General features: G+C 68.0%; 10 protein-coding genes and 1 riboswitch. Of the genes, 8 read left to right on the top strand and 2 right to left on the bottom strand.

Features of this window, described 5'->3' with window-relative positions; genetic code table 11:
• Nucleotides 1-116 precede the first annotated feature (116 nt).
• Nucleotides 117-3,056, bottom strand: coding sequence for an excinuclease ABC subunit UvrA (gene uvrA, locus GRI72_RS03510; protein ID WP_160732519.1), 2,940 nt, complete (start codon nt 3,054-3,056; stop codon nt 117-119).
• 181 nt (nt 3,057-3,237) lie between these two features.
• Here uvrA and thpR point away from each other — a divergent pair, with 181 nt between their 5' ends.
• Together thpR and GRI72_RS03500 are read left to right on the top strand one after the other, a co-directional pair.
• A complete protein-coding gene (gene thpR / locus GRI72_RS03505) occupies nt 3,238-3,771 on the top strand; it encodes an RNA 2',3'-cyclic phosphodiesterase (protein WP_160732518.1) in 534 nt (177 codons plus the stop codon).
• A gap of 122 nt (nt 3,772-3,893) precedes the next feature.
• Entirely contained in the window at nt 3,894-6,131 is a 2,238-nt protein-coding gene (locus GRI72_RS03500) for a M3 family metallopeptidase (protein ID WP_160732517.1), read from the top strand.
• Nucleotides 6,132-6,349: 218 nt separating this feature from the next.
• Here GRI72_RS03500 and GRI72_RS03495 read toward each other — a convergent pair whose 3' ends face one another.
• The gene (locus tag GRI72_RS03495) at nt 6,350-8,254 is read right to left on the bottom strand and encodes a TonB-dependent receptor plug domain-containing protein (protein ID WP_160732516.1); all 1,905 of its coding nucleotides are present in this window, start codon (nt 8,252-8,254) and stop codon (nt 6,350-6,352) included.
• A 90-nt stretch (nt 8,255-8,344) separates the two neighbouring features.
• Nucleotides 8,345-8,554, bottom strand: a riboswitch (cobalamin riboswitch).
• A 189-nt stretch (nt 8,555-8,743) separates the two neighbouring features.
• Between GRI72_RS03495 and GRI72_RS03490 the strand changes: the two genes are divergently transcribed.
• From GRI72_RS03490 to sucD, 6 genes are all read left to right on the top strand, one after another.
• Nucleotides 8,744-9,862, top strand: coding sequence for a cell wall hydrolase (locus GRI72_RS03490; RefSeq protein ID WP_237486705.1), 1,119 nt, complete (start codon nt 8,744-8,746; stop codon nt 9,860-9,862).
• Between the two features lie 218 nt (nt 9,863-10,080).
• On the top strand, nt 10,081-10,434 hold the full coding sequence (locus tag GRI72_RS03485; RefSeq protein WP_160732515.1) for a hypothetical protein: 354 nt from the start codon (nt 10,081-10,083) through the stop codon (nt 10,432-10,434).
• 155 nt (nt 10,435-10,589) lie between these two features.
• Entirely contained in the window at nt 10,590-12,485 is a 1,896-nt protein-coding gene (locus GRI72_RS03480; protein WP_237486703.1) for a putative bifunctional diguanylate cyclase/phosphodiesterase, read from the top strand.
• A gap of 216 nt (nt 12,486-12,701) precedes the next feature.
• On the top strand, nt 12,702-13,664 hold the full coding sequence (mdh, locus tag GRI72_RS03475; RefSeq protein ID WP_160732513.1) for a malate dehydrogenase: 963 nt from the start codon (nt 12,702-12,704) through the stop codon (nt 13,662-13,664).
• A 10-nt stretch (nt 13,665-13,674) separates the two neighbouring features.
• Nucleotides 13,675-14,001, top strand: a complete 327-nt coding sequence (locus GRI72_RS03470) for a hypothetical protein (protein ID WP_202388885.1) — start codon at nt 13,675-13,677, stop codon at nt 13,999-14,001.
• 142 nt (nt 14,002-14,143) lie between these two features.
• Nucleotides 14,144-15,034: a succinate--CoA ligase subunit alpha gene (sucD, locus tag GRI72_RS03465; protein ID WP_160732512.1), complete on the top strand. Its 891-nt coding sequence runs from the start codon at nt 14,144-14,146 to the stop codon at nt 15,032-15,034.
• Nucleotides 15,035-15,104: the final 70 nt, after the last annotated feature.

The following is a 15,104-nucleotide window of genomic DNA, read 5'->3' as shown; positions in this document are numbered from 1 at the left end:
CGTATTGCGCTGCTCTCGCATTACTTCGTCGCGTCCCTCCGCTGCTCCAGCATCGGCTTGAGGTGTCGCTTTGAATACCTCTCTCCAGCGCCTTGGCAATCTACTCCGACCCCAGCCTACACCGGGGCAGGCTCGTTCCGGGTTGCGCGATCCAGCATCGGACGCAGATACTGCCCCGTGTAACTCCCCTCGACCGCAGCCACCTCCTCCGGCGTCCCCTCCGCCACGACCTCACCCCCGCGCACGCCCCCGCCCGGCCCCAGGTCGAGCACATGGTCCGCGGTCTTGATCACGTCGAGGTTGTGCTCGATCACCACGACCGAGTTCCCCTGGTCGACCAGCCGGTGGAGCACTTCGAGGAGCTTGCGGACGTCCTCGAAATGGAGGCCCGTGGTCGGCTCGTCGAGGATGTAGAGCGTCTGCCCGGTGCTGCGCTTGGCGAGTTCCTTGGCAAGCTTGACGCGCTGCGCCTCGCCGCCCGACAGCGTGGTCGCCTGCTGGCCGACCTTGACGTAGCCGAGGCCGACCTCGTTCAGCATATGCATCTTGTCGCGGATCGGCGGGACCGCCTTGAAGAATTCTTCCGCATCCTCGATCGTCATGTCGAGCACGTCGGCGATCGAGTGCCCCTTGAACTTCACCTCCAGCGTTTCGCGGTTGTAGCGCTTGCCGTCGCATTGTTCGCAGGTGACGTAGACGTCGGGCAGGAAGTGCATCTCGATCTTGATGAGGCCGTCGCCCTGGCACGCCTCGCAGCGGCCGCCCTTGACGTTGAAGCTGAAGCGCCCGGGCTTGTAGCCGCGCGCCTGGCTTTCGGGGAGGCCCGCGAACCAGTCGCGGATCTGGGTGAAGGCGCCGGTGTAGGTGGCCGGGTTGGAGCGCGGGGTGCGGCCGATGGGCGACTGGTCGATCTCGATCACCTTGTCGCAATATTCGAGCCCGGTAACCTTGTCGTGCGCGCCCGCGACGATGCGCGCGCCGTTCAATTCGCGCGCGGCGGAGGCGTAGAGCGTGTCGATGGTGAAGCTGGACTTGCCCGAGCCCGAGACGCCGGTGACGCAGGTGAAGGTGCCCAGCGGGATCGAGGCGGTGACGTCGCGCAGGTTGTTCGCGCGCGCGCCGTGGACGGTGAGCTTGTGCCCGTTGCCCTTGCGCCGCGTGGCCGGGACCGCGATCTCGCGGCGGCCGGTGAGATAGGCGGCGGTGAGCGATTTCCTGTTCTTCAGCACCTGCTTCAGCGTGCCTTCGGCGACCACCTCGCCCCCGTGGACGCCAGCGCCGGGGCCGAGATCGACCACGTAATCGGCGGCGCGGATCGCGTCCTCGTCGTGCTCGACCACGATCACGGTGTTGCCGAGATCGCGCAGGCGCTTCAGCGTTTCGAGCAGCCGGTCGTTGTCGCGCTGGTGCAGGCCGATGCTGGGTTCGTCGAGCACGTAGAGCACGCCCGACAGCCCGCTGCCGATCTGGCTGGCGAGGCGGATGCGCTGGCTCTCGCCCCCCGATAGCGTGCCACTGGTGCGGTCGAGGTTGAGATAGTCGAGCCCGACATTGTCGAGGAAGCCCAGCCGCTCGTTGATTTCCTTGAGGATGGCCTTCGCGATCTGCGCCTGCTGCTCGGTCAGGTGATCGTCGAGCCCGAGGAACCACGCCTTGGCATCGGCGACGCTCATCTGCGTGGGGGTGGCGATGTCGGTCGGGCCCGCGGGGCCGGGGATCTTGACGCTGAGCGCCTTGGGGTTGAGCCGCTTGCCGCCGCAGGTCTCACACGGCTGCGCGGTCTGGAACTTGGCCAGCTCCTCGCGCATCCACGCGCTCTCGGTCTGGAGCATGCGGCGGTTGAGATTGCCGATCACGCCCTCGAACGGCTTGTTGACGGTATATTGCTTGCGCCCGTCCTTGAAGGTGAGCGGGATTGCGCGGCCCCTGGTGCCGAACAGGATGATGTCGCGGATTTCCTGGTCGAACTCCTGCCACGGGGTGGTCAGGTCGAACTCGTATTCCTTCGCGAGGCTGGCGAGCACCTGCATGTAATAGGGCGACGGCGGGTTGCTCTTCGCCCAGGGCACCACCGCGCCCTTCTTGAGGCTGAGCGCCTCGTTGGGGACCACCAGCCGCGGGTCGAACAGCTGCTTCTCGCCGATGCCGTCGCAGGTCGGGCAGGCGCCCTGCGGCGCGTTGAAGGAGAACAGCCGCGGTTCGACCTCCTCGAGCGTAAAGCCGCTGACCGGGCAGGAGAACTTCTCCGAAAAGACGATGCGGTTGGCGGGAATCCCCGCGCCCTTCATCGCGCCGCCGGCGGTGTCCCCCTCGCCCTCGCGCCCGGGCACCGCGCCATCGGCGAGATCGACATAGGCGAGCCCTTCGGCGAGCTTGAGCGCGGTTTCGAAGCTGTCGGCGAGGCGGGTCTCGATGCCCGCCTTCACCGCGAGCCGGTCGACCACGACCTCGATGTCGTGCTTGAACTTCTTGTCGAGCGCGGGCGCGTCCTCGATCGCGTAGAGTTCGCCGTCGATCCGCACGCGGGTGAAGCCCGCCTTCTGCCATTCGGCCAGTTCCTTGCGGTATTCGCCCTTGCGCCCGCGCACCACCGGCGCGAGCAGGTAGAGCCGCGTGCCCTGGGGCAAGTCCATGACCCGGTCCACCATGTTGGAGACGGTCTGCGCCTCGATCGGCAGGCCGGTGGCGGGCGAATAGGGCACGCCCACGCGCGCCCACAGAAGGCGCATGTAGTCGTAGATCTCGGTAACGGTGGCGACGGTGGAGCGTGGGTTGCGGCTGGTGGTCTTCTGCTCGATCGAGATCGCGGGTGAGAGCCCGTCGATATGCTCGACATCGGGCTTCTGCATCATCTCGAGGAACTGGCGCGCATAGGCGCTGAGCGATTCGACGTAGCGCCGCTGCCCCTCGGCGTAGATCGTGTCGAAGGCGAGGCTCGACTTGCCCGAGCCGGAAAGGCCGGTGATCACGATCAGGCTGTCGCGCGGCAGATCGATATCGATGCCCTTGAGGTTATGCTCGCGCGCGCCGCGGACGGAAATCTGGGTAAGTGCCATGCGAAGCCGTGTTCCTGAATTGTTCGCCCGGGTCAAGTGGGGGCAACGGGCGCGGACCGCCCGCCCCCGGGCGCCGCGATCGCGGCGGGGCGGCGCTGGATGTGGGGCCTGTCGCCGGTGATGCAACGCGTGCCGCCCCAACGGGGTCCACGCGCGGCGCGGGTTCTGTTAGGCGGGGCGCATGCATCGCCTGTTCGTTGCCCTGCCCCTGCCCGAAACGGTGTGCGACCGGTTGCTGGACGCGATGGACGGGATCGAGGGCGCGCGCTGGCAGGGGGAGGAGCAGTTGCATCTCACCCTGCGTTTCGCCGGCGAGATCGATCCGCCGGTGGCCGAGGATCTCGTCGCCGCGCTGTCCGCGGTGCGGGCGCCGGCCTTCGAACTCGCGATCCGCGGGGTCGGGCATTTCGCGCGCAAGGGGCGGCCGCACGCGGTCTGGGCGGCCCTCGCCCCGAGCGAGCCGCTCGCCATTCTCCAGCGGCGGGTCGAACGCGCCTGCCGCGCGGCCGGCCTGGTACCGGAAACGCGCAAGTTCGTGCCCCACGTCACGCTTGCCCGGCTCAATGCCTCCAGCGGGCCGATCGGCGGCTGGCTGGCCGACAATGCCCTGCTGGCCACCGAGCCCTGGCCCGTCGAATGCTTCGCGCTCTATGAAAGCCGGCTGACGGCGGGCGGATCGGACTACGCACGGCTGGAGGATTTCCCCCTCGGCTGACGCGGCGCCTGCCGTTCGTCGGCAAGTCCTTGCATTCGCCCCCGATCTCCGGTTCAACGCGCAGCAGCAAACCTGTCCTGCCCGGTGCCCCGCGCCCGGCCCGACACACGATTGGAGAGACCATGAAGGCCCATATCCTGGCCACCATCGCATTCGCACTCGCCGGGTGCTCCACGATCGAGGAGGGTGCCGTGAATTCCGCCGATACTGCCGCTGCCGAGAGCGCGATTCCCGAGGCAACCGGCTATTTCGCGAAAGCGAGCAGCCTGCCGTTCCACGCGCCCGATTTCACGCAGATCGACGATAGCGATTACAAGCCCGCCTTCGAACAGGCGATGGCGATCCACAGCGCCGAGATCGAGGCGATCAAGAACAACCCCGAGCCGCCGACGTTCGAGAACACGATCGTCGCGCTCGAAACCTCGGGCCGGATGCTCGGCCGGGTGGCGACGGTGTTCTACGCGCTGACCGGCGCGAACACCAACGACACGCTCGACGCGGTCCAGGCCGAGATCGGCCCCAAGCTGTCGCAGCATTCGGACGCGATCACGCTCGATCCGGTGCTGTTCCAGCGGGTCAAGGCGGTGTACGACAACCGCGCGGCGATGACGATGACGCCGGAAGACGCCAAGCTGCTGGAAGAAACCTACGACCAGATGGTCCATGCCGGCGCCCTGCTCGACCCGGCGCAGAAGGAACAGGTGAAGGCGATCAATTCGCGCCTGTCCGAACTGACCACCGAGTTTTCGCAGAAAGTGCGCCAGGCGACGGTGGACGGCGCGCTGGTGGTGGACAGCAGGGCCCAGCTCGCCGGCCTGTCCGATGCCGATATCGAGGCTGCCGCCAAGCTGGCGACCGAGCGCGGGCTGGATGGCAAGTACGTGATCGCGCTGCAGAACACGACGCAGCAGCCGCTCCTGCCCGAGCTGGAAGACCGCGCCACGCGCGAGGCCTTGTTCATGAACAGCTATCACCGCGCGGACCGCGGCGGCGAGAACGACACGCGCACCCTGCTGGCCGAAATCGCCGGCTTGCGCGCGCAGAAGGCGGCCCTGTTCGGCCAGCCCGACTGGGCGAGCTACGTCATGTACGACCGCATGGCCAAGAACCCGAAGACCGCGCTCGATTTCATGGAGCAGATGGTCCCCGCCCTCGCCGCGACCCAGCGGCGCGAGGCGGCCTTGCTGAACGAGCAGATCCGGGCCGAAGGCGGCGATTTCGACGTGCGCCCGTGGGACTGGTATCGCTATGCCGAGAAAGTCCGCAAGGCGAAGTACGACATCGACGAGAACGCGGTTAAGCCCTATTTCGAACTGACCAGCGTGCTCGAAAACGGCGTGTTCTACGCCGCGAACAAGCTCTACGGCCTGTCGTTCGAACAGCGCACCGACCTGCCGGTCTACCACCCCGACGTGACGACCTATACCGTGTTCGATGCCGATGGCAGCGAGCTGGGGATCTTCTATTTCGATCCCTTCCAGCGGCCGAGCAAGCGCGGCGGCGCGTGGATGAGCAACTTCGTGGACCAGAGCCACCTCTACGGCACCAAGCCGGTGATCTACAACGTGCTCAACATCCCCAAGGCCGCCGACGGCGAACCGCAGCTGGTCAGCTTCGACAACGTCAACACGCTGTTCCACGAGTTCGGCCACGCGCTGCACGGTTTCTTCGCCGACCAGAAATACGCCAGCCTCTCGGGCACGGCGACCGCGCGCGATTTCGTCGAGTACCCGAGCCAGGTGAACGAGCTGTGGGCGACATATCCCGAGGTCCTGCGCAACTATGCCAAGCACTACGAAACGGGCGAGACGATCCCGGCCGAGCTGGTCGAGAAGATCGAGGCCGCGGCCAAGTTCAACCAGGGATACGATTTCGGCGAAGTGGTCGAGGCCGCGCTGCTCGACATGAAGTGGCACGCGCTGAGCGCCGAGGAAGCGGCGGCGATCGACACGCCCGAGGAAGTCGATGCCTTCGAACGCAGCGCGCTGGAGGAACTGGGGCTGGAAGTGGACCTGGTGCCGCCGCGCTATCGCTCGACCTATTTCAACCACATCTTCTCCAGCCCGGCCGGTTACAGCGCGGGGTACTATTCCTACCTCTGGACCGAGATGCTCGACCGCGACAGCCGGCAGTGGTTCCTCGACAACGGCGGGCTGACGCGCGCGAACGGCGATCACTATCGCAAGACCGTGCTCAGCCGCGGCGGGACGATGGACTATTTCAAGATGTTCGAGAACTTCGCCGGGCGCCAGCCCGACGTGACGCCGATGCTCGAGGCTCGCGGGTTGCTGGGCGGCGAGGCGGAAGCCGAACCGACCACGTCGGACGGCCCGCTGCCGCCCGAAACGACCGAGGACTGAGGGGGTAAGCGCTCCTGAGGGGCGGCCCGCGGCGCCGCCCCCCGTCACCCTGAACTCGTTTCGGGGTCCATTCGTCCTCTCGGGACTCAGCCCATGAAGGCGCGATGGATGGTGAAACGAGTTCAGCATGACGCGAGACGGAGAGAGAGCGAAACAGAAAAGCGCCCGGCCTCACCGCGAGGCCGGGCGCTTTTTCGTGCTTCAGACTTTGCGGCGGATCAGAACCGCGCGCGCGCGCCGACGTAGGCGCTGCGGCCCGCCGTCGCATAGCCAGCCGCCGTCTGGTATTCGGTGTCGAACAGGTTCTCGACCCGGCCGAACAGCTCGAACCGCTCGCCGAAGGGCAGCGCCGCGCGCAGGCTCGCGAGGGCATAGCCGTCGAGCGGGGTCAGGTTGCTGGCATTGTCGAACGAATCGCTCACCAGCCGCACGTCGCCGCCCAGGGTGAAGTCGGCCAGCGGGCTTTCCCAGTCGGCCGACAGCGTCAGCGTGTGGCGCGGACGGCGGGCGAGGACATTGCCCTCGTTCGCCGAACCGGCGGTGCGGTTCTCGGTATCGACCCAGGCATAGACCGCGCGAGTGACCCAGCGATCGGACGGGCGCGCACCCAGTTCGACCTCAATCCCCTCGGCCCGGACGCGGCCGATATTGTCGTAGAAGCCGAACGGGCGATCGGCGCAGAGCGGGGCCGGGTTCTGCCAGCAGCTGGCGAACTCGATCTGGTTGCGCGCATCGCGGCGGAACGCGGTGACCGCGCCGTAGAAGCGCGTGCCCGACAGCGACCGGTCGCCGTGGACCAGGCCGATGTCGTAGCTGGTGCTCCGTTCGGGCTGGAGCGCCTCGTTCCCGTAGTCGGAATAGAGCTGGTAGAGCGTCGGCGCCTTGAACCCTTCGCCCACGCTCGCGCGCAGGCGCAGGTCGCCGGCCAGGGCATAGCTGACGTCCGCGCCGAAGCTCGTCTCGCTGCCGAAGCGGGCGTGATCGTCGAGCCGGGCGCCGGCATGGGCCGAAAGCGGCCCCATCTCGATCCCGAGCTGGGCATAGGCGCCGAAGATCCGCGTGCTGTGCCGCGCGTCGTCGGTCAGCGTGCGATAGTCGCTCCACTCGTTCTCCGCTCCGAAATTGACCAGCAGCGGCCCGATCGGGCGCCATTCGCCGCGCAGCTCGACCCGGTCCGAATGGCCGTCGCTGGCGAAAGTCGGATCGTCCACACCCTCGCTGCGGTTCGCGCGCTCGGTATCGGCGAAGGAATAGGCGGCGCTGACGAACAGCGGCCCCGCGTCGTAGACCGCGCCGGCCGATGCCGAGTACTGGCGCGTGTGCTGCGTATCCTCGGTGTCGGCCAGCGCGTAATCGGGCGGCGGGAAACCGTCGAGATCGAGGTCGCCTTCGGCCCAGCGGCCGCGTGCGAAGACCTCGAACCCGGGGGTGAGGTAGAGCCGCCCGTGGCCGTTGACGGCCCATTGCTCGAAGCCGTCGGGCTCGGTGCCGCTGGCCGCCTGGGAGAAGCCGTCGGTGCGGTAATAGCTGGCCGATCCGCCGAGGAACCCGGCCGTGCCGCCGACGCCGCCGGAAACCGCGCCGGTCAGCGTATCGCGCGATCCGTACTCGGCGCTCGCCTCCAGCCCGGTTTCGCTGCGCGTGCTGGCGACCAGGACCCCGCCGATCGCGTCCGAGCCCCAGATCGTGGAGTTCGACCCGCGCAGGACCTCGACCTTGCCGAGGTTGGTGGCGAGCAGGTTGCCGAAATCGAACCCGCCGCCGGGCGCCGCCGGGTCGGACACGCGCACCCCGTCGACGATGACGAGGAGCTGCTCGCCCTCCGCCCCGCGCAGGCGCACGCCGGTCACCGCGCCCGGGCCGCCGTTGCGGCTGAACGACAGGCCGGGCACTCGCTCCAGCACGCGGGTCAGGTCGGCGCCCTGGACGCTTTCGATCTCGTCCCGGCCGATCACGGTGACCGGCTGGCCGGTGTCCTCCACCTCGATCCGGGTGCCGGTGGCGGTGACGGTGATCTCGGTCTCTTCGGGCCGGAACTGGCCATAGGGGTCGGCTGCCTCCTGCGCCGCGAGAGGCGCGGAGAGCGCAAGGATGCTGGTGCCAAAAATCAAGTGGTTACGCATGGGATACTCCTGTCACGAACGAATGTCGCCCATGACGGAACGGGGGCGCATGCCCCTTCCGCTTGCTTCCGGTACACCCCGCCCGGCAGCACGAACGACCGTCGGCGGGCAGGTCTCCTGGCTCCCGGATCGACGCGCCGCGCTTCGCCTTCCCGGTTTGCCGGTGGCCCGGTTCCCCAGTGGCTTGCCGAACGGGCACTCCCCGGTCACAGTTGCGGGGGCAGCGGGGGCTTCTACCCCCTTCCCTCTTCGGTCCGCCGCCTTGCGGGCGGGCGGACAACCCGTGACGTGCGGCGGCCCTTAGCCGCGCCGTCGGGCCCGGGCAAGCGGGGCGCGCGTTAACCTCTCGCTAGCCACGCCGCTTAACCGCCGCTTGCGACCTGTCCCGCCAAGGGACGGGGGAGACGGCGCGTTCGCAGTTCATCATTTGCGCTGCTACGCGCCCGGGGCGCGCCCGCACCCGGCGGCGGACAACCGAAAGGACGCAGCTTGCACCACGGCCCGGCCAGGACCGATCGCACCCGCCGCAAGCCGGCGAGCGCCTGGTCGCGCCTGCTGCGCGGCGGCCCGGCCGGGCGGCATCGCGGGCGGCGCATCCTCGCGATCGCCGCGGCGCTAGGCGTGCCGGCGATGGCCGCGCCGGACGACTGGCACGCGTTCGGCCAGCCCGCGGCCCAGCCCGCGCCGGCAGAAACCGTCCGCCCGATGCCGTTCGAACGCGCCGGCCATTCGTTCCCCGGTTCGGCGTTCTACTTCCTCGAAGACAGCCCGCGCGTCGTGCCGTCGGCGCGCGACGACCTCGCCGCGGTGTTCGACCCCACCGGCACCGGCGATGGCGAGGCGGCCGAACTGGCCGCGGCGCGCACCGCCGGCCCGGCCGCGCGCAGCTTCACCGGCGGCGGCAGCGCGATCGACCGCGCCCGCGCGCTGCATTGCCTGGCCAGCGCCGTCTATTACGAGGCGGCGAGCGAGACCCTGGGCGGGCAGAAAGCCGTCGCCCAGGTCGTGCTCAACCGCGTGGCGCACCCGACCTATCCGAACAGCGTGTGCGGCGTCGTTTTCCAGGGCAGCGAGCGCAGGACCGGCTGCCAGTTCACCTTCACCTGCGACGGCTCGCTCGCGCGCAGGCCGGTCAAGGCGGCCTGGGACCGCGCGCTGCGGGTCGCGCGGCAGGCGCTTTCGGGCGACGTCTATGCCCCGGTCGGCCTGGCGACCCATTACCACACGATCTGGATCAACCCCTACTGGGCGCCGAGCCTCGACACCGTCGGGGTGATCGGCGCGCACCGGTTCTACCGCTGGCGCGGATCGGCCGGCCGCCCGGCCGCCTTCACCGCCGCCTATCGCGGGAGCGAGCCGGTCGCGGCCGCCCCGCGCGGCGATGCCGCCGGCGCCGCGCTCGCCGCCGCGCGCGACGTGCCCGCGCCGGGCCGGGCCGTTCCCGACACGCGCGCCGCCACTCCGCCCCTCCTCCCCGGCCCCGCGCCTGCCGGACAGGCCGCGCGACCGGGCGAAGGCGCGGCCGACGCCGCCGGCGGCAACCTGCCGGGCGGCGGCGGGGTGAAGCCCGAATATGCGAACAGCGGGCGCTGGATCGCCCGCCCCTGAGGCCTTTTCGCAAGGCTTCCCCGCAAGGCTTTCTTGCCAGCCGGTCGCTCGCGCCCCTTTGCTCTCGGCCCTGCGCCCCGATCGGGCGCAAATCGTTAAAGCGGCGGAAACCCTAGGGCAAAACCCCTGCTTAGGGCTGCCGCGCCTAGAGCGGCGCGCAAGTCGCAACCCGCCTTTGCCGCCAGCCGCGAAGAGCATACCGGAAGGCCCACCTTGTCATGACGGTCCATTTCGCCGCATCGCGCCGTTCGACGCAGAGCCCCCTTGCCCGCGCGCTGCGCCGGCGCAAGCCCGGTCGCGCGGCCAATGACAACTGCACCGAACGGGGCAACGACCGGATGCTGCATGCCGCGCTCCACCACTTCGCCCGCCATGGCCTGGGCGCCGCGCGCGAGGCGCGCCGCCAGGCCGAGCGCGCCTTCTTCGCCGGCGACCGCGCTTCGTACGACTGGTGGCACGGCATCTGCCGCACGCTCGACGCGCGGCTCGCCCGCGGTCTGGAGCGGACGACGGCCGCCGGCCTGCGGACCGAGGGGGTCGCGCCCTCGGCGAACGAAACCCTCCCGCAGTAGGGTTTCCACCGCCTTCCAGCGGCCACCGGCAAGGGGTGTAAGGCACCTCTTAACTATGCGGTGACCAATTTTGGGGTAACGGTGTCTTCATGGCGAGCTGCGAACCCCGGGGGAAGGTCACCAGGGCCTTGTCCTATTTCCAGAAAGGCGATGCGTTGTCCGAACGCGTCCGCCGTATCCTCGTTCGCACCCTCTATACCCAGCCGAGCAGCCTGGCCGCCGGCGCGGCGAGCGGGATCGTCTCCTCGCTGGTCGTCGCCTACGTCAGCGATTCCGCGGCCATGTACGGGCTCAGCGCCGCGCTGTGCCTGGTCGCGGCGGTGCGCGTCACGCTCGCGTTCGGCATTTCGCCCGACAGCGATGCCAGCACCAGCACGCTGGAAAAGATCTACGAGGTCGGTGCCTTCACCTATGCGCTCCTGCTGGGGACGGCGACGGCGACCGCGCTGATCCTCGAAGTCGATCCGGCGGCCGAGGTGATGATGGCGGCCAACGCGATCGGTTACGGCATCGCGATCTGCGCGCGCAACGCGGGCCGCCCGGTGATCGCGATCGGCCAGCTGGTCCTGGTCTGCTTGCCGATCAGCCTCGCCTGTCTCTATCTCCAGTCGCTGCCCTTCCTGGTCTTCGCGATCACGATCCTGCTGATGGTCCCGGCCATGGCCTCGATCACGATGAGCGTGTTCCACCTGCTGCGCGACAATATCGCGGCGGCCGAAACCAGCGCCCGGCTGGCGACCAAGATGCAGCAGCTCGCCCGGACCGATACCGTCACCGGCCTCGCCAACCGCGCCGGGCTGAACCACGAGATCGTGGAGAAGCTGATGGAGATCGACGAGGACCAGATGATGGGCCTGATCTGGATCGACCTCGACCGGTTCAAGGAAGTGAACGACCTGCTCGGCCACCCGGTCGGCGACCGCGTGTTGCAGACGGTCGCGCGGCGGCTGCAGGAAATCACGCCCAGCGGCACCACGGTCGCGCGCTTCGGCGGCGACGAGTTCATCGTCTTCTGCGAGATCGAGAGCCGGGCCGACTGCATGCGCTTGGCAAGCGAAGTCCATGCCGAGATCATGCGCCCGGTGCGGATCGACGGCGAACGGCTGGAAATCGGCGCCTCGCTGGGCGTCGCCGTCTTGCCCGAGGACGGGCCCGATGCCGACAGCGTGATGCAGGCCGCGGACCTCGCGCTCTATCACGCCAAGGTCAACGGGCGGCGGCAGACCTGCTTCTTCGACAGCTCGATGAGCCGCGACCTCGCCCGCCGGCGCGAGATCGAGGCCGAACTGCGCAGCGCGATCCAGAAGAACGAGCTGTCGATCTTCTTCCAGCCGATCGTGGACCTCGCGACCGGCCGCATCCGCACGTTCGAGGCGCTGGTGCGCTGGTTCCACCCGCAGAAGGGCGAGATGCGCCCCGACGAATTCATCCCGGTGGCCGAGGAAACCGGGGTGATCGTGACGCTGGGCAACTGGATCACGGCCCAGGCGGCCAAGGCCGCCGCGCAGTGGCCCGAAGACGTGACGATCGCGGTCAACCTGTCCTCGCTCCAGATCAAGGCGCCGGGCGCGGCGCTCGGCATCGTCAGCGCCCTGCGCGAGGCCGGGCTGGACCCGACGCGGCTGGAGCTGGAAGTGACCGAGAGCCTGTTCCTCGACGACAGCGAGGCGACCGATGCCTTCATCCGCGACCTTTCGGCCCGCGGCGTGCGCTTCGCGCTCGACGATTTCGGCACCGGCTATTCCTCGCTTTCCTACGTCAACAAGTACCCGTTCAAGAAGATCAAGGTCGATCGCAGCTTCGTCTCCGGCCCCGATGTCTCGCGCCGGACGGAGGCGATCATCCGCGCGGTCGCCGAAATGGGCGCGCAGCTCGACATGGAAATCGTGGCCGAAGGGCTCGAGACGATCGAGCAGGTCACCGCCGTGCGCGAAGCCGGCTGCACGCTCGGCCAGGGCTATTACTTCAGCCGCGCCGTGCCCGACTACCTCGCCGCCATGCTGCTGGCGCAGGAGCGCGACGAGGAGACGCCGCAGCGGATCGCGATCTGACGGCGCGCCTGCCGGACACGCCGATGCTATTGCAATTGCAAACTAGTTGCAAAGATAGTTGACTTCGCTCGACTTTCCCGGGTTGCAATCGGTTTGCCCCCGGCCTAGGTCGGCTGCCGTTCGCCGCGCGTGGCCTTCCCGCGGGACAGGGGGGCCGCGCATCTCACGGCCAGGCATCGGCTGTCCCGCGTAGCGTGAAGGACACTCAGCTCAACCATGGCCCGCAAAAAGATTGCCCTCGTCGGCGCCGGCATGATCGGCGGCACCCTTGCCCACCTCGCAGCGATGAAGGAAATGGGCGACGTCGTCCTGTTCGACATTGCCGAGGGAATGCCCGCCGGCAAGGCGCTGGACCTCAGCCAGGCCGGCCCGGTCGAAGGCTTCGACGCGAACCTCAAGGGCACGAGCGACTACAAGGACATCGCCGGCGCCGACGTGGTGATCGTGACCGCGGGCGTGCCGCGCAAGCCGGGCATGAGCCGCGACGACCTGCTCGGCATCAACCTCAAGGTGATGAAGGCGGTCGGCGAAGGCATCAAGGCCAACTGCCCCGACGCTTTCGTGATCTGCATCACCAACCCGCTCGACGCGATGGTCTGGGCGCTGCGCGAATTCTCCGGCCTGCCGCATAACAAGGTCGTCGGCATGGCCGGCGTGCTTGATTCCGCGCGCTTCCGCCACTTCCTGGCCGAGGAGTTCGACGTCTCGATGGAAGACGTCACCGCCTTCGTGCTCGGCGGGCACGGCGACACGATGGTCCCGATCCTTGAGTATTCGACCGTCGCCGGCATCCCGGTGCCCGACCTGATCAAGATGGGCTGGTCCACCCAGGAAAAGATGGACGCGATCGTCGATCGCACCCGCAAGGGCGGCGGCGAGATCGTCCAGCTGCTCGGCAATGGCTCCGCCTACTACGCGCCGGCGACCAGCGCGATCCAGATGGCCGAAGCCTACCTGAAGGACAAGAAGCGCGTCCTGCCCTGCGCCGCGCACCTGACCGGCCAGTACGGCGTCGACGGCCTCTACGTCGGCGTGCCGATCGTGATCGGCGCGAACGGCGTCGAGCGCGTGGTCGAGATCGAACTGAACGACGAGGCCAAGGTCAACTTCCAGGTCAGCGTCGACGCGGTCAAGGAACTGCTCGAAGCGTGCAAGGGCATCGATAGCTCGCTGGCGTGAGGAAGACGCTATGAGCTACGATTTGATGGTTTTTGACGCAGAGGTTGCACCGCGTGAGCGGGCTGCTTTCGTTGAATGGTACCATCATCAAGCGGAGTGGTCGGAGGGTCACTCCTACGATGATCCAACAAATACCACGGCGGCTCTCGCCGCATGGTACGAGGATATTCGCCAGAGCTACCCGAATATGAACGGTCCGGAATCAGTGACCGACCAAGATCTAATGAAACCGGGGGTCGAGGATCGGCTTGGTGATTATTGCATCGGGCATCATGTAATTTATGCGGGATTTCGCTGGTCAGAAGCCGAACTAGTTATCCCCTCGTCCGAAGTTTAGCTGTCAAACACGGAGTGGGATTTTATGACGTGAGCGGCGATGAAGGAAGCGGCGAAATCCACTTCCCCGGAGAAGAATTGGAACCAGAGTCGCAGGGCACCTGGCGTCAGATCGCGCGCGAATTCAAGGAAATGGACACGCAATGAGCATTCTCGTAGACAAGAACACCAAGGTCATCACCCAGGGCATGACCGGTGACACCGGCACGTTCCACACCCAGCAGGCGCTCGATTACGGGACGCAGATGGTGGCGGGCGTGACGCCGGGCAAAGGCGGTACCGAGCATATCGGCCTGCCGGTCTACAACACCGTGGCCGAGGCGAAGGCCGCGACCGGCGCGACCGCGAGTTGCATCTACGTTCCCCCGCCCTTCGCCGCGGATTCGATCCTGGAAGCGATCGACGCGGAGATGGAGCTGATCGTCGCGATCACCGAAGGCATCCCGGTGCTCGACATGGTGCGCGTCAAGCGCGCGCTGGAAGGCAGCAAGAGCCGCCTGATCGGCCCCAACTGCCCCGGCGTGCTGACCCCCGGCGAGTGCAAGATCGGCATCATGCCCGGCTCGATCTTCAAGAAGGGTTCGGTCGGCGTCGTCAGCCGCTCGGGCACGCTGACCTACGAGGCCGTGCACCAGACCACGCAGGTCGGGCTGGGCCAGACCACCGCGGTCGGGATCGGCGGCGACCCGGTCAACGGCACCAACTTCATCGACGTGCTCGACCTGTTCCTGTCCGACGACGAGACCAAGTCGATCATCATGATCGGCGAGATCGGCGGATCGGCCGAGGAAGAGGCGGCAGAATATATCGCCAACCAGGCGAAGAAGGGCCGCAAGAAGCCGATGGTCGGCTTCATCGCCGGCCGCACGGCCCCCCCGGGCCGCCGCATGGGCCACGCCGGGGCGATCGTTTCGGGCGGCCAGGGCGGCGCGGACGACAAGATCGCCGCGATGGAGAAGGCGGGCATCCGTGTTTCCCCCTCGCCCAGCGAACTCGGCACCACGCTCGACGCGATGCTGAAGGAACTCGCCTGACGTCCGGCGCGGGTCGCCTTCCTCCCCGGGAGCGTCCGCGCCGCCGAGGCATTGCCATGGTAAGCCGGCA

Source organism: Pelagerythrobacter marinus (assembly GCF_009827515.1).
GTDB classification, from domain to species: Bacteria; Pseudomonadota; Alphaproteobacteria; order Sphingomonadales; family Sphingomonadaceae; genus Pelagerythrobacter; species Pelagerythrobacter marinus.
The sequence above is the reverse complement of the archived record's forward strand: the minus strand, read 5'-3'. Positions and strand labels throughout refer to the sequence as shown.